The sequence below is a fragment of the Flavobacterium denitrificans DSM 15936 genome, assembly GCF_000425445.1.
In the GTDB taxonomy this organism is placed as follows: Bacteria; Bacteroidota; Bacteroidia; order Flavobacteriales; family Flavobacteriaceae; genus Flavobacterium; species Flavobacterium denitrificans.
The window spans coordinates 501,486-522,668 of record NZ_AUDL01000008.1; the positions used below are offsets into that span (position 1 = coordinate 501,486).

20 protein-coding genes are annotated in these 21,183 nt (G+C 34.1%); 12 read left to right on the top strand and 8 right to left on the bottom strand.

Annotated elements, in window-relative coordinates; translation table 11 throughout:
• Window positions 1-21 precede the first annotated feature (21 nt).
• From H600_RS0105860 to H600_RS0105870, 3 genes are all read left to right on the top strand, one after another.
• Window positions 22-351, top strand: coding sequence for a hypothetical protein (locus tag H600_RS0105860; protein WP_026727911.1), 330 nt, complete (start codon window positions 22-24; stop codon window positions 349-351).
• Window positions 352-423: 72 nt separating this feature from the next.
• Window positions 424-1,242, top strand: a complete 819-nt coding sequence (locus H600_RS0105865) for a thiol-disulfide oxidoreductase DCC family protein (protein ID WP_026727912.1) — start codon at window positions 424-426, stop codon at window positions 1,240-1,242.
• A 102-nt stretch (window positions 1,243-1,344) separates the two neighbouring features.
• Entirely contained in the window at window positions 1,345-2,250 is a 906-nt protein-coding gene (locus tag H600_RS0105870; protein WP_026727913.1) for a TIGR01777 family oxidoreductase, read from the top strand.
• 230 nt (window positions 2,251-2,480) lie between these two features.
• Here H600_RS0105870 and H600_RS0105875 read toward each other — a convergent pair whose 3' ends face one another.
• Entirely contained in the window at window positions 2,481-3,293 is an 813-nt protein-coding gene (locus H600_RS0105875; protein ID WP_026727914.1) for a UbiA prenyltransferase family protein, read from the bottom strand.
• A gap of 196 nt (window positions 3,294-3,489) precedes the next feature.
• Between H600_RS0105875 and gcvP the strand changes: the two genes are divergently transcribed.
• From gcvP to H600_RS0105905, 6 genes are all read left to right on the top strand, one after another.
• Window positions 3,490-6,339: an aminomethyl-transferring glycine dehydrogenase gene (gcvP, locus tag H600_RS0105880; RefSeq protein ID WP_026727915.1), complete on the top strand. Its 2,850-nt coding sequence runs from the start codon at window positions 3,490-3,492 to the stop codon at window positions 6,337-6,339.
• Window positions 6,340-6,985: 646 nt separating this feature from the next.
• Entirely contained in the window at window positions 6,986-8,044 is a 1,059-nt protein-coding gene (locus tag H600_RS0105885) for a 3-oxoacyl-ACP synthase III family protein (RefSeq protein ID WP_026727916.1), read from the top strand.
• Between the two features lie 338 nt (window positions 8,045-8,382).
• The gene (locus H600_RS0105890) at window positions 8,383-8,910 is read left to right on the top strand and encodes a methyltransferase (RefSeq protein ID WP_026727917.1); all 528 of its coding nucleotides are present in this window, start codon (window positions 8,383-8,385) and stop codon (window positions 8,908-8,910) included.
• A 94-nt stretch (window positions 8,911-9,004) separates the two neighbouring features.
• Window positions 9,005-9,853, top strand: coding sequence for a glycosyltransferase family 2 protein (locus H600_RS0105895; protein ID WP_026727918.1), 849 nt, complete (start codon window positions 9,005-9,007; stop codon window positions 9,851-9,853).
• Between the two features lie 81 nt (window positions 9,854-9,934).
• Complete coding sequence (locus H600_RS0105900) at window positions 9,935-10,681, top strand: MlaE family ABC transporter permease (RefSeq protein WP_026727919.1); 747 nt, start codon at window positions 9,935-9,937, stop codon at window positions 10,679-10,681.
• Window positions 10,681-11,442: an ABC transporter ATP-binding protein gene (locus H600_RS0105905; RefSeq protein WP_026727920.1), complete on the top strand. Its 762-nt coding sequence runs from the start codon at window positions 10,681-10,683 to the stop codon at window positions 11,440-11,442. The genes H600_RS0105900 and H600_RS0105905 overlap by 1 nt, the downstream gene beginning before the upstream one ends.
• A gap of 91 nt (window positions 11,443-11,533) precedes the next feature.
• On the opposite strand, the gene H600_RS0105910 is transcribed toward H600_RS0105905, so the two are convergent.
• The 6 genes from H600_RS0105910 to H600_RS0105935 form a co-directional block, all read right to left on the bottom strand.
• Window positions 11,534-12,253: a hypothetical protein gene (locus H600_RS0105910; RefSeq protein WP_026727921.1), complete on the bottom strand. Its 720-nt coding sequence runs from the start codon at window positions 12,251-12,253 to the stop codon at window positions 11,534-11,536.
• 150 nt (window positions 12,254-12,403) lie between these two features.
• Window positions 12,404-13,000, bottom strand: coding sequence for a SprT-like domain-containing protein (locus H600_RS0105915; protein WP_026727922.1), 597 nt, complete (start codon window positions 12,998-13,000; stop codon window positions 12,404-12,406).
• A gap of 22 nt (window positions 13,001-13,022) precedes the next feature.
• The gene (locus tag H600_RS0105920; protein ID WP_026727923.1) at window positions 13,023-13,388 is read right to left on the bottom strand and encodes a four helix bundle protein; all 366 of its coding nucleotides are present in this window, start codon (window positions 13,386-13,388) and stop codon (window positions 13,023-13,025) included.
• 27 nt (window positions 13,389-13,415) lie between these two features.
• Window positions 13,416-14,093, bottom strand: coding sequence for an SDR family NAD(P)-dependent oxidoreductase (locus H600_RS0105925; protein ID WP_026727924.1), 678 nt, complete (start codon window positions 14,091-14,093; stop codon window positions 13,416-13,418).
• Between the two features lie 38 nt (window positions 14,094-14,131).
• Window positions 14,132-15,109 carry a M28 family peptidase gene (locus H600_RS0105930; protein WP_026727925.1) on the bottom strand — a complete coding sequence of 326 codons (978 nt, stop codon included), beginning with the start codon at window positions 15,107-15,109 and terminating at the stop codon, window positions 14,132-14,134.
• Between the two features lie 142 nt (window positions 15,110-15,251).
• Entirely contained in the window at window positions 15,252-16,394 is a 1,143-nt protein-coding gene (locus H600_RS0105935) for an acyl-CoA dehydrogenase (protein WP_026727926.1), read from the bottom strand.
• Between the two features lie 478 nt (window positions 16,395-16,872).
• Between H600_RS0105935 and H600_RS0105940 the strand changes: the two genes are divergently transcribed.
• The 3 genes from H600_RS0105940 to H600_RS0105950 all read left to right on the top strand — a co-directional run bounded on the left by H600_RS0105940 (window position 16,873) and on the right by H600_RS0105950 (window position 20,050).
• Complete coding sequence (locus H600_RS0105940; protein ID WP_026727927.1) at window positions 16,873-17,448, top strand: chalcone isomerase family protein; 576 nt, start codon at window positions 16,873-16,875, stop codon at window positions 17,446-17,448.
• Window positions 17,449-17,600: 152 nt separating this feature from the next.
• Complete coding sequence (locus tag H600_RS0105945) at window positions 17,601-18,827, top strand: Glu/Leu/Phe/Val dehydrogenase dimerization domain-containing protein (RefSeq protein ID WP_026727928.1); 1,227 nt, start codon at window positions 17,601-17,603, stop codon at window positions 18,825-18,827.
• Window positions 18,828-19,144: 317 nt separating this feature from the next.
• Window positions 19,145-20,050 (top strand): hypothetical protein, encoded by a 906-nt coding sequence (locus tag H600_RS0105950; RefSeq protein ID WP_026727929.1) that lies wholly within the window; start codon window positions 19,145-19,147, stop codon window positions 20,048-20,050.
• 104 nt (window positions 20,051-20,154) lie between these two features.
• On the opposite strand, the gene H600_RS22500 is transcribed toward H600_RS0105950, so the two are convergent.
• Window positions 20,155-21,129 (bottom strand): integrase core domain-containing protein, encoded by a 975-nt coding sequence (locus H600_RS22500; protein WP_026727930.1) that lies wholly within the window; start codon window positions 21,127-21,129, stop codon window positions 20,155-20,157.
• Window positions 21,130-21,183 lie beyond the last annotated feature (54 nt).

Genomic DNA, 21,183 nt, shown 5'->3' on the forward strand with positions numbered 1-21,183 from the left:
AGTTTAAAACAATCAATAATTATGAGAACTATAATGCACATAAACACATTTGCAATTGCACTTCCGTTTATTATTTTTCTATCAGCTGTTGTATTTGGAGAAGGAGCAATATTTTTTGCTTTACTATCAACTATGGTTACAGGTCTTCTTCAAGTGTTATTGGGCATTAAAATGTTAGTTGATAATCCAAAAGACAGAAATCTGCAAATCTATATATCAGGTGTTTTTTTCTTCTTTGGACTTTGGTTCGTAAACCATCTAATTGGCTATAATAACTTCTTAACCTTTATCTTATTTCCAATCCCTCTTATACTCGCAATTTATTTATCTGTAATAATTTATAAAGAATAAAAGAAAACTTCATCTGATTCCCGTTGAAGAAGAATTATACGCATAAACTATTCATCTTTAAAACCAAAAATCATGAAAACGTTAGAAAACCAAACCTTACTTTATGATGAAGATTGTCCGCTTTGCAGTTTATACACGACTGGATTTGTAAAAAGCGGAATGCTTGATGAAAACGGAAGAAAATCATATTGTCAATTATCTGAAAAAGAGCAAAGTTTTGTGGATTTAAAACGCGCGCCAAACGAAATTGCGTTGGTCGATAATAAAACCAAAACCGTTATTTACGGAATTGATAGTTTGATAAAAGTTATTGGTTTTTCTTTTCCTTTAATTGAAAAAATTGCGACTGTAAAACCAATTCATTTCGTTCTGAAAAAGCTGTATTCTTTCGTTTCTTATAACAGAAAAGTAATTATTCCGGGAAATGTAAAAGAGGAAAACAAATTGCAATGCACTCCCGATTTCAATTATAAATACAGATTTCTGTTTATCGGATTCGGATTGACTATAACGACTTTTATTCTTTTTGGGTATTCTAATTTGATTTTGAATTTCCCAAAAAGTAGTATTGCAAGAGAACTTATTTTATCTTTGGGACAAATTGTTTTTCAATCTTTATTTCTTTTAAAATTTGACAAACAAACGATTATCAATTATACTGGGAATATCATGACAGTTTCTTTGATGGGAAGTTTGATTTTGATGCCGATTTTGATTTTAAGTCAGTTTTTCCAGCTTCCGCAAATGATTGTTTTAAGTTGGTTTGGAGTGACGGTTTTGATTATGTTTTTGGAACATTTTAGAAGGGTAAAACTTTTAAAACTTCCTTTTTACTTATCTTTCACTTGGATTTTATACAGAATTCTTGCTTTGATTTTAATTATAAATTAAAGTTGCCACGAATTGCACGAATTTTCACGAATTACTATTTACCAAAATACTAAAAAAATTAGTGGAAATTAGTGCAATTCGTGGCTATAAAAAAACACAACAATGAGTAAACTTATAATCGCATCTGGCACTGGATTTTTAGGACAAGTTTTAATCCATCATTTCAAAAATAAATTTGAAGAAATTATAATTCTGACCCGAGGAAAATCTCAGACAATTGACGGAATTAAATATGTAAACTGGAATGCCAAAACTTTTACTGGTTGGGAAAAAGAATTGGAAAATGCTTCAGTTTTAATTAATCTCGCAGGAAAATCTGTTGATTGCCGTTATACGAAAAAGAATAAAAAAGAAATTCTTTGGTCTAGAATTGACAGCACAAAAATTCTAAACAAAGCAGTTTTGAATTGTAAAAATCCGCCGAAACATTGGCTGAATTCGTCAACTTCTACGATTTATCGTTTTTCATTAGACAAACAAATGGATGAAGTTGATGGCGAAATTGGTAATGATTTTTCTATAAATGTCGCTTTATCTTGGGAAAAAGCTTTCTTTAAAACCGAAACTCCTAAAACCATCAAAACAGCTTTGCGAACTTCAATTGTTTTAGGGAAAAATGGAGGCGCTTTTATTCCGTTAAAGACTTTGGCAAAAATTGGTTTTGGAGGAAAACAAGGAGGCGGCAATCAGTTTATAAGCTGGATTCACGAGGAAGATTTTGCTAATGCGGTGGATTTTATTATTCAGAAAGAAATGACTGGAGTTATCAATATTGTTTCTCCGGAACCAATTCGAAATGTTGATTTTATGCAAAAACTTCGAAAAGCTGTTGGTTTTCCTTTTGGAATTCCGATCAATAAATTCTTTCTTGAAATTGGATCTTTTTTTATTCGAACAGAAACGGAATTGGTTTTGAAAAGTAGAAATGTGATTCCGAAACGACTTTTGAAAAATGGGTTTGAATTTAAGTTTGGGGAAATTGATGAGGCTTTTCGAGATTTAATTTAGAACCCAAATTCACATAGTTTTGTCAAATGACAAGATTGTGGCAACAAATCTTCTTTTGAAAATGAATTTCCTCGTTTTACGTTATTGCGTGAGGGATAGGAGCTGGCTACCGAAGTAGCGCGGATAGCCCGACAGCATCTTGATAAAAGGGCGTATAAGCGCAAAGTGAATTTGCCCTTTTATCAAGTATGGTGGCACGCCCAAATTATTTAGAAACTTGAATGCCTTATTTATAAAAACAAAATCATCAGCCACCAAAATATTGGTACACTTTCGACCCAAAAGGAAGTGTAATATTTAGAGCGATTTGGATTGGCAAAAAAGATAAATAACATCAGCATGACGACCATAATCAGATTTATAATCGCATCATGATAATTGAATGTTGAAATAAAAACTTCTAAAAACCAAAACGGAATCAGCAATAGAAATCCTAAAAGTTTGGTTTTTTTCACTCCAATGGTTTGCGGAACGGTTTGAAGATGTGGATCGTCATTGGCTAAATCGATGATTTCAAAAACTAATATCAAGACAAAAACCAATACAAACCGCTGAATGCATTTGATAAAGAAATCTGTTGTAAACGGAATTTCGGCATTTATTAAAGGCAGAACCAAAGTCGCTCCTACCCAGCAAAGTGCCACAATATAAATTTTTACGCCAGCCCAGTTTCGGGCATTTTTTCTGTTTGGGAAAAACGGAAGTGTGTAAAGTGCAGTAATCAGAAAAATTACGACAGAGACAATTTGTGTAATCCGCTTTAAATGGAAAAAATAATAGCCAACCAAAATCACCGAAATAAAACTCAAAACGGCGATAATTTTTAATTGTGTTCCGATTGGATTTTTCTTTACGCGAACCAATGCGTCATATTTTACGAAATTATATCCTACAATTGTTCCGAAAAAAGTAAACAAAGCCATTGGCTCATCGTACTGAATATGAAATACATGAAACGTAATTCGGACCAAAGCATAACACGACAAAGCCACGTGAATACTGCTGTTCAAATAAAAATCAAAAATTTGTTTTAGAAGTTTCATATCTCAAATCTAATCATTTATTAACAAATCATATCATTAGTTAGAAATTTGATAAAAATTGAAGTTAAAAATACCCATTAAATTATTAATAATACTTAATTTTGCGCCACAAAAAAACAACACATTTACTTTTAAATGTGATTCGTATGTCAAAATGGTGTACGAACACATTAATTTAAAAAATTTAGATAGCTACATGAAAACAGATGCTTTTGCTTTAAGACACATTGGTCCAAGAGAAACTGATCTTCAGCACATGCTGAAAACTATTGGAGTTGACTCAATCGAACAACTTGTTTATGAAACCCTTCCGGACGATATTCGTTTAAAAGCGCCTTTGAATTTAGATCCTGCTATGACAGAATTCGAATATGCAAATCATATTCGCGAATTAGGAAAGAAAAACAGAACATTTAAATCATACATTGGTTTGGGTTATCACCCAACTATCGTTCCGGCTCCAATTCAAAGAAATATCTTTGAAAACCCAGGATGGTATACAGCTTATACGCCTTACCAAGCAGAAATTGCTCAAGGTCGTTTGGAAGCAATTTTGAATTTCCAAACTACTGTTATTGAATTAACAGGACTGGAAATTGCAAACGCATCTTTACTTGATGAAGGAACTGCTGCTGCAGAAGCTATGGCTTTATTATTTGATGTTCGTACGAGAGATCAAAAGAAAAACAATACACACAAATTCTTCGTTTCTGAAGAAATTTTACCTCAGACTTTATCGGTTTTACAAACTCGTTCGACTCCAATTGGAATTGAATTAGTAGTTGGAAACCACGAAACATTTGATTTTTCAAATGAGTTTTTCGGAGCTATTTTACAATATCCAGGAAAATATGGTCAAGTAAACGATTACAGTGCTTTTGTTGCTAAAGCAAAAGAAAACGAAATCAAAGTTGCCTTTGCTGCTGATATTTTATCACTTGCAACTTTAACTTCTCCGGGAGAAATGGGCGCTGCTGTAGTAGTCGGAACAACACAACGTTTTGGTGTACCAATGGGTTACGGTGGACCTCACGCTGCTTACTTTGCAACTAAAGATGAGTACAAACGTTCTATGCCGGGTCGTATCATTGGAGTATCTGTTGATGCAAACGGAAACCGTGCTTTACGTATGGCTTTAGGAACTCGTGAACAGCACATTAAACGTGAAAAAGCGACTTCTAACATTTGTACTGCTCAGGTTTTATTAGCTGTTATGGCAGGAATGTACGCAGTTTACCACGGCCCAGAAGGATTAAAATATATTGCAAACAAAGTTCACGCATCGGCGGTTACTACTGCTGAAGCTTTAAATAAATTAGGAGTTCACCAAACCAACACGGCTTACTTTGATACTATTTTAGTAAAAGCGGATGCTCAAAAAGTAAAAGCTGTAGCAGAACAAAACAAAGTAAACTTCTTCTATCCTGATGCTGATTCGGTTTCAATTTCATTAAACGAAACAACTTCTGTTGCAGACATCAACCAAATCGTTGCGATTTTTGCTGAAGCTTTAGGAAAAGAAACTGTTACGGTTTCTGAATTAACTGCTACAAGTCAATTACCGGCTTCATTAGAAAGAACATCTTCTTTCTTGACTCATGATGTTTTCAACAATCATCATTCAGAAAGCCAGTTGATGCGTTACATCAAAAAATTAGAGCGTAAAGATTTATCATTGAATCACTCAATGATTTCATTAGGTTCTTGTACAATGAAATTAAACGCAGCTTCAGAAATGTTGCCTTTATCAATGCCAAACTGGAACAGCATTCACCCGTTTGCACCAGTTGACCAAGTTGAAGGTTACCTTACAATGCTTAAAAAATTAGAGCAGCAATTAAATGTAATTACTGGATTTGCTGGAACAACTTTACAGCCCAACTCAGGAGCGCAAGGAGAATATGCTGGATTAATGGCAATTCGTGCTTACCACATGTCAAGAAACGAAGGTCATCGTAATGTATGTTTGATTCCTTCATCGGCTCACGGAACCAATCCTGCTTCTGCAGCGATGGCCGGAATGAAAATCATTGTTACTAAAACAACTCCAGAAGGAAACATTGACGTAGAAGATTTAAGAGAAAAAGCGATTGAACACAAAGATGATTTATCTTGTTTAATGGTAACGTATCCTTCTACTCACGGAGTTTTCGAATCTTCGATTATCGAAATCACAAAATTAATCCACGAAAACGGCGGATTAGTATATATGGACGGTGCAAACATGAACGCACAAGTTGGATTAACAAATCCGGCTACAATTGGCGCTGACGTTTGTCACTTGAACTTACACAAAACTTTCGCTATTCCTCACGGTGGCGGTGGACCTGGAGTTGGACCAATTTGCGTGAACGAAAAATTAGTTCCGTTCTTGCCAACAAACCCAATCTTAAATGTTGGTGGTGAGCAAGCAATTACTGCTATTTCATCTGCACCTTACGGATCTGCTTTAGTATGTTTAATCTCTTACGGTTACATCACTATGATGGGTGCTGAAGGATTAAAAAGCGCTACTGAACACGCAATCTTGAATGCTAACTACATGAAAGCACGTTTCGAAGGACACTACCCAATTCTTTACACTGGAGAATGCGGAAGAGCAGCTCACGAAATGATTTTAGATTGCCGTGCATTTAAAGAAAACGGAATCGAAGTTGGTGATATCGCAAAACGTTTAATGGATTACGGTTTCCACGCTCCAACGGTTTCTTTCCCAGTTGCCGGAACTTTAATGATCGAACCAACAGAATCTGAAGATTTAGCTGAATTAGATCGTTTTTGTGATGCTCTTATTTCAATCAGAAAAGAGATTGAAGCGTCAACCGCTGATGACAAAAACAATGTATTGAAAAATGCACCGCACACGTTGGCAATGTTAACTACAGATTCTTGGGATTTCCCTTACACTAGAGAAAAAGCAGCTTATCCGCTAGATTACATCGCCGAAAATAAATTCTGGCCATCAGTTCGTCGTGTAGACGATGCTTACGGTGACAGAAACTTAGTTTGCAGCTGTGCTCCTATTGAAGCTTACATGGAAAACTAAGAAATAGTTTTCTTTACATATTATTCCAAACTCGACAGATTTTAAAACCTGTCGGGTTTATTTTTTGGTTTCAGGTTTCAAGTTTCAGGTTCCAAGTTTCAGGTTCCAACATAACGTAAAACCTGAAACTTGAAACAAAACAAACAAAAAAATCATCAGGGCGTGCCACCATCCCGATAAAAGGACAACTTAGTTTGCGCATACACGCCCTTTTATCGGGATGCTGTCGGGCTATCCGCACTGCTTCGGCAGTTTGCTCCTATCCCTCACGCGAATCATCTGCCGATAAACTCGACAGATTTTTAAAACCTATCGGCTTTTTTTGTTTCAGGCTCAACTATAACTTGAAACCTGAAACTTAAAACTTGAAACAAAAAAAACAACACTTCATCTTTTTATAACATTAACTGCAACTTTACTTATTTTTATAACATTTCAAAATAAAACAGCGAAATAAAAATAAGCTCGATAATCAATCTCAAACGTTTGAAATATCGGAAAAATTAAAAAATCATTAAAAAATAATCAGTTTATCATTAAAAAATCTGTTATTTCACAATTATATGCACGCATAGTATTTTTTATGATAGTTATCATTATTTTATTTCTATTTTAGCACCAAATTTATCGGATAATTACGGGAAAAATGAAAATAAAAATTATTGGTATTGGGAGCTATATTCCTAATTTAGAAGTAAAAAACACAGATTTTGACAAACATGTTTTTTTAAATGAAGATGGAACTCCTTTTGGCTATCCGAACGAAGTTGTTATTAAAAAATTCAAAGGCATCACCGGAATTCAAAACCGTCGTTATGCCGAACCTCAATACACAGCTTCAGACTTGGCATTTTTTGCCGCGCAAAAAGCAATTGCAAACGCAGAAATTGACGCCGAAACTTTAGACTATATTATCATTGCCCATAATTTTGGAGATGTAAAAATCGGAACTACACAATCTGACATGCTGCCAAGTTTGGCAACGCGCGTTAAAAACAAATTAGGAATTAAAAATCCAAAGTGTGTAGCTTACGATATTATCTTCGGATGTCCTGGATGGATTGAAGGTGTTTTACAAGCCAATGCTTTCATTAAATCTGGAATGGCCAAAAGAGTTTTAGTAATTGGAGCCGAAACTTTATCAAGAGTTGTTGATGATCACGATCGTGATTCGATGATTTATTCTGATGGTGCTGGAGCTTCAATTTTAGAAGCTTCAACTGATGAAACTGGATTATTAGCTTACGAAAGCGCCACCTTTGCAACTGATGAAGCTGGTTTCCTTTTCTTTGGAAAATCATACAATCCAGATTTAGATCCGGATACAAAATACATCAAAATGTACGGACGTAAAATTTACGAATTTGCTTTGAGCAACGTTCCGTGCGCCATGAAAAGCTGTCTAGACAAGAGCGATATTGATATCAGTGAGGTTAAAAAAATCCTTATTCATCAGGCAAACGAAAAAATGGATGAAGCTATCATCGATCGTTTTTACAAATTATACGATAAAACTGCACCTAAAGACATTATGCCAATGAGCATTCATGATTTAGGAAACAGCAGTGTTGCAACTGTCCCAACGTTATACGATTTAATTCTTCAAGGAAAAATCGAAAATCAAGAAATCAAAAAAGGAGATGTTTTAATTTTTGCTTCGGTTGGAGCGGGAATGAATATTAATGCTTTTGTTTATAGATATTAATTTATAAAACACCAGTCCCAGAGGGACGCCATATTTATAGAACAAATAATCTGGATTCAGAAAAAGCTCCATCGGAGCGACATGATTATACAAACAAAAAGATTTCGCTCCTATGGAGCTTCTTTATGAGAACTATAAAATTAGCTATAAATATTACGCTTCTAAGAAGCTATATTTAAAATCATATAAAAACTTATAAAAGTCCGTATTTAAAAATAATATTTTAAATGCGGACTTTCATTTTCCTTCCAATTAAAAAACATAAAAAAGAAGATAACTTTGTATATTTGCGACCTAATTAAAATCAAGAACGAGAGATTGATTCGTTCGCAATTACTATGTACGAAAAAACGTTTCCGAATAAAAGATTCAAGCTTACTTTAGAATTTTTGCAAAAGCACGTTAGCACATCTGAAACTATTTTTGATTTTGGTGTTCCAAATCCCTTTTCTAAAATAATGGAAGAAAACGGCTATACCGTAAAAAACACTAAAGGCGAAGATTTAGATAACGATCATACGGCTCTACAAACAGAAGAATACACTGTTTTTACGGCATTTGAAATTTTCGAACATTTACTTAATCCGTACACGGTTTTAGAAAACGTAAAATGCGATAAATTGTTGATTTCGATTCCGCTACGTTTATGGTTTTCACCAGCATATCGCTCTAAAACAGATATGTGGGACAGACATTACCACGAATTTGAAGACTGGCAATTAGACTGGCTTTTAGAAAAAACAGGCTGGAAAATCACAGATCGTCTTCAATTTACACATCCGGTAAAAAAGTTTGGATTCAGACCTTTATTAAGATACTTCACTCCGAGATATTACCTTGTTGTTGCGGAAAAAGTTAAGAATTAAGATTGCAGATTAAAGGTTTTTGATTTTTAGACAACCTCTCAACAATCTAAAATCTAAAATCTCATCCCGAGGCTTCGGAACTAAAATTTTTATCATGAAATATTACATCGTCATTCCCGCACACAACGAGCAAGATTTAATTGGTTTAACCTTGCAGTCTTTGGTTTCTCAAACTGTTTTGCCTTCAAAAATTGTAGTTGTAAATGACAATTCGACTGATAAAACAGAAGAAGTTGTTTTAGGATTTGCAAAAGTAAATCCATACATTTCTGTTGTAAACAAAACTTCAGATGCGATTCATTTACCGGGAAGCAAAGTAATTCAGGCTTTTCAAAAAGGTTTTGAAACTTTAGATTCTGATTATGATATTATTGTAAAAATTGACGGTGATTTAATTTTTCCACCTAATTATTTCGAAACTATAATCAAACATTTCGAGTCAGATTCAAGAATTGGAATGGCTGGCGGATTTTGTTACATCGATAAAAATGGCGAATGGGTTTTAGAAAACCTGACTGATAAAGATCATATTCGTGGCGCTTTAAAAGCATACCGTGCAGCAACTTTTCAGCAAATTGGCGGATTACGACCTGCAATGGGTTGGGATACGGTCGATGAATTGCTTTGTAAATATTACGATTGGAAAGTAGTTACCGATGAATCTTTACATGTAAAACATTTAAAACCAACCGGCGCAAACTACAACAAAACAGCTCGTTATAAACAAGGCGAAGCTTTTTATACACTTGGATATGGTTTTTGGATTACTGCAATTGCTTCGGCAAAATTGGCAATGATGAAGAAAAAACCATTCTTATTTTTAGATTACATTAAAGGATTTATGAAAGCTAAAAAAGCAAAAACTCCTTTATTAGTGACTTCTGAACAAGCTAAGTTTATTAGAAATTATCGTTTGCAAAAAATGAAAAAAAAGTTAATTTGATTCGGAAACGTGCCGAAAACTCTTAACTCATAACTCAAAACTCATAACTTCTTTTTACCTTAGCCAATATTTGTAAAACTTATGATGCTAATTCGTTATTTATCCCAAATAGGAAAATATTTTTTAATGCTGAAAGAAATTTTCAATAAACAGACCAAATGGTCTGTTATGAAAAAATTAATTTTCAAAGAAATCGACGATTTAATTATCGACTCACTTGGGATTGTTTGCTTTATCTCTTTTTTCATCGGAGGAGTTGTTGCCATTCAAACAGCATTAAACTTAACAAACCCTTTAATTCCAAAATATCTAATTGGTTTTGCTACACGTCAATCTGTAGTCTTGGAGTTTGCCCCTACTTTTATTTCGGTAATTATGGCCGGAAAAATGGGGTCTTACATTACCTCAAGTATTGGAACAATGCGCGTTACAGAGCAAATTGATGCTTTAGAAGTTATGGGAGTTAATTCAGTAAATTATCTTGTTTTCCCAAAAATTATTGCCTTATTAATGTATCCATTTGTAATCGGGATTAGTATGTTTTTAGGGATTTTTGGAGGATGGCTTGCATGTGCTTACGGAGGATTTTCAACTGGTGCCGATTTTATTATGGGAGCTCAGAAAGATTTCATACCCTTTCATATTACGTATGCCTTTATCAAAACTTTAATTTTTGCCATGTTATTGGCAACAATTCCGTCTTTTCATGGTTATTACATGAAAGGTGGTGCATTAGAAGTTGGTAAAGCAAGTACAACGTCATTCGTATGGACATCTGTTACTATTATCCTTCTAAATTATATATTAACCCAATTATTATTAGGATAATGATAGAAGTAAAAAACATAGAAAAATCATTTGGCGACAGCAAAGTTTTAAAAGGCGTTTCGACGGTCTTTGAAACTGGAAAAACCAATTTGATTATCGGACAAAGTGGATCTGGAAAAACAGTTTTATTGAAAACCTTATTAGGAATTCACACGCCAGATTCAGGAACAATTGAATTTGACGGAAGAGTTTATTCTGATTTAGATAAAGATGAAAAACGTGAGTTAAGAACCGAAATCGGAATGGTATTTCAAGGAAGTGCTTTATTTGACTCGATGACCGTTGAAGAAAATGTGGCATTCCCGTTAAGAATGTTTACTAACAAAAACAAAGCTCAAATTCAAGAACGCGTTGATTTTGTTTTAGAAAGAGTAAATCTGATTGATGCTCATAAAAAATTACCTTCTGAGATTTCTGGAGGTATGCAGAAACGTGTTGCCATTGCACGTGCTATTGTAAACAATCCAAAATATCTGTTTTGTGATGAGCCAAACTCTGGTCTTGATCCAAATACTTCAACTTTGATCGACAACTTGATTCAAGAAATCACTAGAGAATACAACATTACAACCGTAATTAATACACACGATATGAATTCGGTGATGGAAATTGGCGAAAATATTGTTTTCTTAAAGAAAGGATTAAAAGCCTGGCAAGGAACTAAAGAGGAAATCTTTACAACCGACAATGAGGCAGTTGTAAAGTTTGTTTATTCTTCTAATTTATTTAAAAAAGTAAGAGAAGCTTATTTGAAAGGTTAAACGCCTTTTAAATCTCATCCCAAAGCCTCGGCATAAAATCCCAAATTCCAATTTTGAAAACTGGAATTTGGGATTTTTTCATTTATTCTTGTTACTTTATATTTTTAAAATCTGTTTCTAAAACTGTTATTGTTTGATATGTTATTCCTTCTACATTACTTGCAGGAAACTCATATAACGCTATCTGCCTAATTCCATTTTTCATCCTTGACAAAGTAATTTTTTCTTTATTATAACGCTGTATATATATCGTTTTTTCAAAAGTCCCATTTGCGGTAAGATCAGTTAGATTAGATGCGTTTGTAAAATCATGCCTAATTTGAACAGGAAAAGTTTCAATATTATTGAGCTTAAATGTTATTTGACATGGATATAATCGAATTAAATCATTTGTATTAAACTCAAATTGTTTACCAATAAATGTCATATCATTTGCACTTTCTGTAATACGAACATTCAATTCTGAAAATATAACTGGAGACTCGTGCAGTTTTACTTCTTCACCTATAACCAAATCATAAAAATTTCCTTTACCACTTGTTTTAAAGGTAAAATTATAATCTCCATTAGTATCCGTATGAGTCGAATCAGCCCATTTCACAAACTCATAATCATTATAGGACATAATATAAGAGCCAGTACCCGTCACTTTATACTCTCCAACTTTGACAATTAAATTTGAAATTGGAACGCCGTGATCATCTGTAACTTTGCCGTGAACTTTGGTTTCAATTCCTGATTGAATTAATACAGGATCTTTATCACAAGATCCTAATGCAAACAATAAGACTAAAAGCAATATTTTTCTCATAAAAATTGTTTTGTCAAAAATGCAAAATTTATTTTAATACCCAAAGCGCTACACATTAAATATTTGTAAACGAACAAATTAAAAAAAATCCAAATTCCAATCTTACATAAAATTGGAATTTGGATTTTTCTATTTTGAGATATTTAAACCTTAATCAATCAGCTCAACTTCAGCATTTGGATTAAAAAGATACGTTTTGCCTGAGCTTATTTCGATACATTCAAATCGTTTTGTTCTCACGGCTAACTTCTTAAATACTTTGCCATTTTTGATTCTGAAAACACTTCCATATGGAATTTCGAAAATATAGTTTTTATCACTACTTGCGTCATATTGTTTTAATGCCAATGACAAAGTAGTATCAGTATCACTGCTCGCTGAAGGATTTTTGAAGTGCCTCGCCAACAAAGGCAAAATTTGACTTGGAAATATCTCAGGACGAATAAACGGAACCATCAAACGTTGAAAAGTGTATTTCCACTCATTCCCATGTGGCTTTATATTTCGTCCAAATTTTTCGAATGCAACCAAATGCGAAATCTCATGAATGAGCGTAATTAAAAAACGATATTTATTCAAACTTGCATTAACGGTAATTTCATGTTTTCCACTCGGTCCTCGTCGATAATCGCCATGACGCGTCTGGCGTTCATTTACGATTTTCAAGTGCACCTGATTGGAAACAATCAAATCAAAAACAGGCTTTACAGCATGTTCAGGAATATATTTAGCTAATGTTTCGTTCAAGGTAATTATGAATTATGAGTTTTTAGTTATGAGTTATAAGTTTCTTCTTTGACGTTATGATTATGCTTTTTATGATTTTTAGCACTTCCTCACATTGATTGTGCATCGATTCAAATTCAGCTTTAGAAATATAATTCGTTGCAATTAATATTTCCAGCGAATACATTGACTCATCACATTCTTTTTGAGAAATCGATAATTTATGAATATAATCAGCTTTACTTTGAGCATTCACAGCTTCTCGAACATTTGCACCAACCGATGTAATTGAACGCAAAAACTGCTTACTCATTACAAATTCTTTCTTTTCGGCAACTAACCATTTATAAAAATTAACTCCTCTTATATTTAATTCAAAACTTTTGGTTTTCACAGTACTTTCACTCATAATTCATAACTCATAATTCATAATTAATTACGGATTTGTTGAAGAAACCTCTAACACCTTCCCATTAAAATACTTATTTCCATTAATAGTAAAGTCATAAATATAAGTTGCCATTCCTTCAGCAGAAATTGGCGCCTGATATCCGGGAAAAGCTTCGTTAAGCATTTCGGTCTGAACAGAACCTAACGCTAAAACATTAAACGAAATTCCTTTTTCTTTATATTCTTCTGCTAATAATTCAGTCAAAGTGATTACAGCTCCTTTACTAGAACTATAAGCCGCTAAACCTGCAAATTTCAAGCTTCCACGAACGCCGCCAATCGAACTGATCGTCACGACATGACTTCCTTTTTCTAAATACGGCAAACAAATTCTGGTCAAATTTGCTACTGCAAAAACATTCACTTTATAAATATTTTCAAAATCAGCTTGAGTGGTTTCTGCAAAAGGCTTCCAGATTAAAGCTCCTGCATTATGAACCACCGCGTCAACTTTTTTCCAAGTCGATGACAGAAAATGCTCTACTTCGCTCAAAGCACTTTCATCTGCCAAATCAATTGAAAGACAAGTAACATTTTGATGCTCTAATAAAGATTGCGGTATTTTTCTGGAAATTGCCAAAACCTGATGGCCAGCATTTGCAAATTGTAATGCCAATTCATATCCAATTCCTCGGCTGGTTCCTGTAACGATAATATTTTTCATGTTGCAAAAATAAACAAAACCAATAAAAGGCTGTGTTATTAATTCATTGTAATTTCTTCCGTTGGAGTAATCGCTATCTGAGTCACCGCCGGCAATAATTCTTGCACAAATGCAGTAATATGCGGAATATTCATTACTTTGAATTCATCTGAAACATGGTGATAAAATTCAAAATTTTCAAAATCGAAAGTACTTATTGATTGGCAAGGTTTTCCAAAGCCTTCAAAAAACGAATAATTATCAGATCTGTAAAACAATTTGTATTCTGCTTCTTTCGGCAAAAATCCAATGGTGTTTTTGCCTGTGTATTCGTTGATTTTCTGTGCCATATTCGATTTATCAAAACCTGTAACGTAGGCCAAAAAATCGCGCTTCATCGGCACGCCGATCATTTCAATATTCAATTGCGTATATAAATTAAAATCTCTCTTTTTTAATTTCGGAACAAGACTTTTAGAGCCTAGCAATCCTTTTTCTTCTCCTGCAAAAAACACAATTAGAATACTGCGTTTATTCGATTTTGTTGTCGCAAAATATTTCGCCAATTGCGCAACTGCCGTTACGCCCGAAGCATCGTCGTTGGCACCATTATTAATAACATCGGCTTGCTTTTTTTTCTCAATTCCAATATGATCATAATGTGCACTCAAGACCACAAATTCTTTTTTCAAAACAGGATCTGTTCCTGCTAGAACCCCAACAATATTGTATGCCGGCGATTTAAAATTTGTCAACGTATCGCGATAAGAAGCGAAATAAGGCTCTATATTATTTTTCTTTAAGAAATCTTCTAAAAAGGCTGCAGCTTTTTCAATTCCTTTTGTCCCAGTTTCACGTCCTTCTAATTCATCCGAAGAAAGATACTTCAAGAAATCTGACACTTCAGATTCACTTACTTTATAACTGATTTCTATTTTTTTTGAACTTGAATCAGTTATTGCCTCAGTTACGACAGAAGGATTTGATTTGCAGCCAAACAAAGCCAGTGGAACAAAAAGAAAGTATAGTTTTTTCATAAAAGATGCTAGTTTGGTTTAATAAAAAACAAATGTTTTTTAAAGATTAAGTTGCTGAAAAATAGCAAAAAAAATCAAAAAACCCTTTCGAAGCTCAAAAAGCTGAAAGGGTTCTTATTTCTATTTTATTTGAAATCTAAATTTATTCTGCGATAACTGATCTTGAAATTACAATTTTCTGAATTTCAGAAGTTCCTTCATAAATCTGAGTGATTTTTGCGTCGCGCATCATACGTTCCACATGATATTCTTTCACATATCCATTTCCTCCGTGAATTTGGACCGCTTCAACAGCCGTGTCCATTGCTACTTGCGAAGCAAACAATTTTGCCATAGCACCGCTCACATCGTAGTTTTTGTGCTGATCTTTATCCCAAGCCGCTTTCATACACAAATGACGCGCCGCTTCGATATTTACAGCCATATCCGCCAATTTGAAAGCAATTGCCTGATGATTGCAGATTTCAGTTCCGAATGCTTTTCTTTCTTTAGAATATTTCAAAGCCAATTCATAAGCGCCAGAAGCGATTCCTAAAGCTTGAGAAGCAATTCCGATTCTTCCTCCAGCCAACGTTTTCATTGCAAATTTGAATCCGAAACCATCTTCTCCAATTCTGTTTTCTTTCGGAACTTTTACATCACTAAACATTAAGGAATGTGTGTCAGAACCACGAATTCCCATTTTTTGCTCTTTTGGACCAACAGAAAAACCTGGCATATCTTTGGTCATAATCAAAGCGTTGATTCCTTTGTGTTTCAATTCAGGATGCGTTTGAGCAATTACTAAATAAACTGAAGCTGTATTTCCGTTTGTAATCCAGTTTTTTGTTCCGTTTACCAAATAGTGATCTCCCATATCAACAGCAGTTGTTTTTTGAGAAGTTGCGTCACTTCCAGCTTCTGGCTCACTTAAGCAGAATGCTCCGTGAATTTGTCCCGAAGCTAAACCTGGCAAATATTTTTGTTTTTGCTCTTCAGTTCCAAATTCTTGAAGTCCCCAACAAACTAATGAATTGTTAACAGACATCACCACAGAAGCTGAGGCATCAACTTTAGAGATTTCTTCCATCGCAATTACGTATGAAATAGCATCAAGTCCGCTTCCTCCATATTTTGGGTCAACCATCATTCCCATAAAACCAAGCTCGCCCATTTTTTTTATTTGCTCAGTTGGAAAAATTTGTTTTTCGTCACGTTCAATAACTCCAGGCAATAATTCATTTTGAGCAAAATCTCTTGCTGCTTGCTGAATCATCAAATGCTCTTCGGTAAGATTAAAATCCATAATGTAGTTAGTTTATTTTTTCTAAATCCAAAATCTAATTTTCGAAAATGGAGATAATTTATTTTTGTTTTTTTTGTTTTTTGTTTAAAAAGGCTTCCAAAGATAATTTTTAAAACCCAAATTAACAATGCGTGCATATAAAATTAAGAGATAATCAATAATCACGATAACGTTTTCGTAATAATTCTAAATTTTGAGCAGACAAGCATCAATAGTGCAACGTTTTCTTTAAAATTCAAGAATATAATTGCGCATAAAAATGTCATTTTTCTAAAGTTTTAGAAAATTACTTACTAAAAAAAGCGCAAGCGATTCGACAACACGTAAATGTACGTAAAGCAAGTCTTACTAAATTGATTATGAAAGATATACCATCAAAAAAAAATATACGACTTTCATAAAAAACATGTATTTTTAGAGAGCAGAATTTAGAAATTAAAAGTATTTTTGCCCAAAAACACAAAATATCGATAGAAGTATGAAAAAGATTTTACTATTATTTGCACTCCTTTTAAGTGTGCAATTTTCTACTGTTTCGGCACAAACTCAACTAGAAGTAAACGGCGTAACAGTTCCAAGAAAAATTGAAATTCAAAATAAAACAATGCAGCTAAATGGTGCTGGCGGAAGATCAAAAATGTGGTTGGAAGTTTACGTTCAAGCACTTTATTTATCACAATTGAGCCAAGACCCAAAATTCATTATCGACAGTGATACTGAAATGGCTGTAAGAATTGAAATCACTTCTTCGATGGTTTCTTCAAACAAGTTGACAAAAGCGATGAATACAGGTTTTGAAAAATCTGCAGGAAGCAATCTTGAGGCTTTGCGTCCAAGAATTGAGCAGTTCAAAACATTTTTAAGTGACGCAATTACAGAAAAAGACGTATTTATTTTGTTTTACAATCCGCTTGATCAGACAGTTAACGTAATCAAAAACGATGTTCCAAAAGGAAAAATACAAGGATTTGATTTCAAGCAAGCTTTATTCGGAATCTGGCTTTCAGACAAACCAGTTGACGAAACTTTGAAAAAACACTTATTAGGAATATAACTCAGAATTTCTTAAAAAATTTCGAATACCGAAAGCCGAAAACCTTATCGTTTTCGGCTTTCTTTTTTTTCTTTCATTAAATTTGCCATAAAATACATTATTCGCATTATTCTATTTTATACTTTTACACAAAATAAACATATCTCAACAAAATGAAAGATTTATTACAGCAATTTGAAAATAAGGAACCTGAAATTGTTTTTAACTGGAAAGACTCTGAAACTGAAGCTGAAGGATGGACAGTTATTAATTCGCTACGCGGAGGAGCTGCAGGAGGCGGAACAAGAATGAGAAAAGGCTTGGATATGAACGAAGTTTTATCATTGGCAAAAACAATGGAAGTTAAATTTTCAGTTTCTGGTCCCGCAATTGGTGGAGCTAAATCCGGAATAAATTTCGACCCGAACGATCCTCGCAAAAAAGGCGTTTTACAACGTTGGTACAAAGCCGTTTCGCCTTTATTGAAAAGTTATTACGGAACGGGTGGTGATTTAAATGTTGATGAGATTCACGAAGTTATTCCAATGACAGAAGAATGTGGAGTTTGGCATCCACAAGAAGGTGTTTTCAACGGGCATTTCAAACCTACTGAAGCAGATAAAATCAATAGAATTGGGCAATTACGTCAAGGTGTCATCAAAGTTATTGAAAACCCAAAATTCTCTCCAGACGTTACAAGAAAATATACCGTTGCCGATATGATTACAGGTTACGGAGTTGCTGAAGCGGTTCGTCACTTCTATTCTATTTATGGTGGAGAAATTAAAGGCAAAAAAGCGATTGTTCAGGGATTTGGAAATGTTGGATCTGCAGCTGCTTTTTATTTAGCTGAAATGGGCGCAAAAGTGATTGGGATTATTGATCGTGACGGAGGACTTATAAAAGAAGAAGGTTTTTCTTTTGAAGAAATCAGAACATTGTTTTTAAATAAAGACGGGAACAAATTAGTTGCCGAAAATATGATTCCGTTTGAAGAAATCAATTCTAAAATCTGGACAATTGGCGCTGAGATTTTCACGCCTTGTGCTGCTTCAAGATTGGTAACTCAAGCTCAGATCGACAATTTAATTGCAAACGGACTTGAAGTAATTTCATGTGGAGCAAACGTTCCTTTTGCCGATAAAGAAATTTTCTTCGGATCAATTATGGAAGAAGTAGATCACAAAGTAAGTTTGATTCCGGATTTCATTTCAAACTGTGGAATGGCAAGAGTTTTTGCGTATTTCATGGAGAAAAAAGTTCAAATGACGGACGAAGCTATTTTTAATGATACTTCTGAAACAATTAAAAATGCAATTGTTAAAGCCCATGCTTTAAGTGCTTCAAAAACAAATATCAGTGCAACGGCTTTTGAAATTGCATTGAAACAATTAGTGTAATTTTATTTATACTTGATTTCTAAGCGGGCTAAATTTTAGCTCGCTTTTTTTTTTTACGGCAATGCACGCAAAGGTTTACACCAAGAGCGCTAATTCATTTCTCGCAAAGTCGCGAAGTCACAAAGTTTTTCTTTTTTTAAGTTTCTTTGCGACTTCGCGACTTTGCGAGATTTAAAAACAAACAGCTTTGCGAACCTTGCGCAAACCTTAGCTCCCGATAGCTATCGGGATTGCGGTTAAATTCTCTCTATGATTCTAAACAATTTTTACTACTTTTAAACGTTTTTAAAATAATACATTTCAAAATTCAGAGTTAGATGAGTTCCCCTATTTCTTCGGACCAAAAGAAATCGTTACTATACACAACGGCTATATATGCCGTTGTCATTCTATTATTGTTTTTTATACGTTTTTGGCCACCATACAATCCAGAAAACAATGTTGCTCTTGCTGATGGCGGTGGTGGCGGTGGTGGAGTAACTGTGAACTTTGGCGATAGTGATTTAGGTTCTGGCGCAAATTATAAAAGTGAAGTTTTAGAAGTAAAAAACAACGTAAAACAAGCACCTGCAAAAGCAACTCCTGAAGAAGAAGCTATAATTTCGCAAGAAAACACAACAACAGATAACGACGTTGTTATTCCAACAAAAGAAAAACCTAAAAAACCTGTTCCTGTTGAAAAACCGATAACGAAACCTGTTCCTGAAAAACCAAAAGTTTCCAACTCAACAAACGATGCACTATCAAGCATTTTAAAAGGTTCAAATAAAGGTGGCGATGGAGATGATAAAGTTGCTGGAAACAAAGGAAAATCAAACGGAAGTTTGAATTCGAATGGTTATTACGGAAGCGGTGGTTCTGGTGGAGGAACTGGAGGCGGTAACGGAACTGGACATGGAATTGGCACAGGAAGCGGTTACGGAGCCGGAAGCGGCGGCGGTTCTGGCGGAGGATCTGGATATTCTTTAGGAAACAGAAAAGCTTTATCGAAACCGGCACCAAAATACAATTGCAACGAAGAAGGTAAAGTAGTCGTTGAAGTTACAGTAGATCAAAACGGAAAAACAATTAGCGCAACTGCAGGAATAAAAGGAACTACTAATACAGCAAGCTGTTTATTAGATCAAGCGAGAATTGCAGCAATGAATACAAAATGGGAATCTGACAGTGATGCTCCTGTTAAGCAGGTTGGGAAAATTATTTATAATTTTAGTTTGAATTAAAAACATAAAATCATAGATTCTCACTAATCATTTTATATAAAAAAAGGCTTTCAGATCTCTGAAAGCCTTTTTTTGTGCTTTTTTGTCATTTCTGTAAAAGTCACTTATTTCGGTAACGGATTTATCATTTCAATTGGTTTTTTCCCATCAATTCCCTGATGTGGTCTTTCATGATTATAATAGTATAAATATTGCAATAATTCTTCTTTTAGTTCTTCTTGAGAATCAAAATCAGTATCTCTTAATAAATCTTCTTCCAGTGTTCTCCAAAAACGTTCAACCTTGCCATTTGTCTGCGGACGGTAAGGTCTTGTATATCTATGAACTATTCCTAGCTCGATCAGCATTCTTTCAAAAGGATGCTGATTTTTCACCTTGCTTGTTTTAATTCCAAATTCAGCTCCATTATCAGACAATATCTCTTCAAACTTTATTTCATAATGACTGCTTAGGATGTTTAAGCATTTTAATGACGCAAACATCACTGTTAAACTGGTAATGTCTGGGACTAATTCTGCCCAGGCAATCCGGCTGTAATCATCAATTACACAGACTAAATAGAGTTTTTTATTTTCTCCACGAATTATGCTTTTACTTAAATAATGACAATCAATATGACCCAGCTGTCCCATTCTTTCCTTGATTATTTTCTGATGATTCTTTTTAATCTTCGGAGTTAATCTATTTATTTTATGCCGTTTTAAAATATTGTAAACTCCAGAATATGATGGTGTATGTTTCCCTAATTTGGGATTTAAGATACTAACAATTTCATATTTGTTGTTTCCTTTTTCTCTTAATTCTATTACTTTTTGTTCTATAAAAGGCAAAGGGCGTCTGGTTTTATATTTTGGACCCCGTTTCTGAGGCAATAGATCCCGAGATTTCCCGCTCTGCTTATAGCGATTATAATACTTTAAGAAACTTTTTCGGCAGGTGTCATTTGCTGTGTAAAAATCCATCGCCTTTTTATAAAGCGGATGAGTTTTATTTTTTACCTGCTCATATTCTTTTATTAAGAAACGATATTTCTCTAAATAGTTCCTCTCTAATGTGCAATCTTGACTATTATTTCTCATCGTAACAAAATTTATTAAATTTAAATTTTGTTACCGAAATATCTAACCTTTACA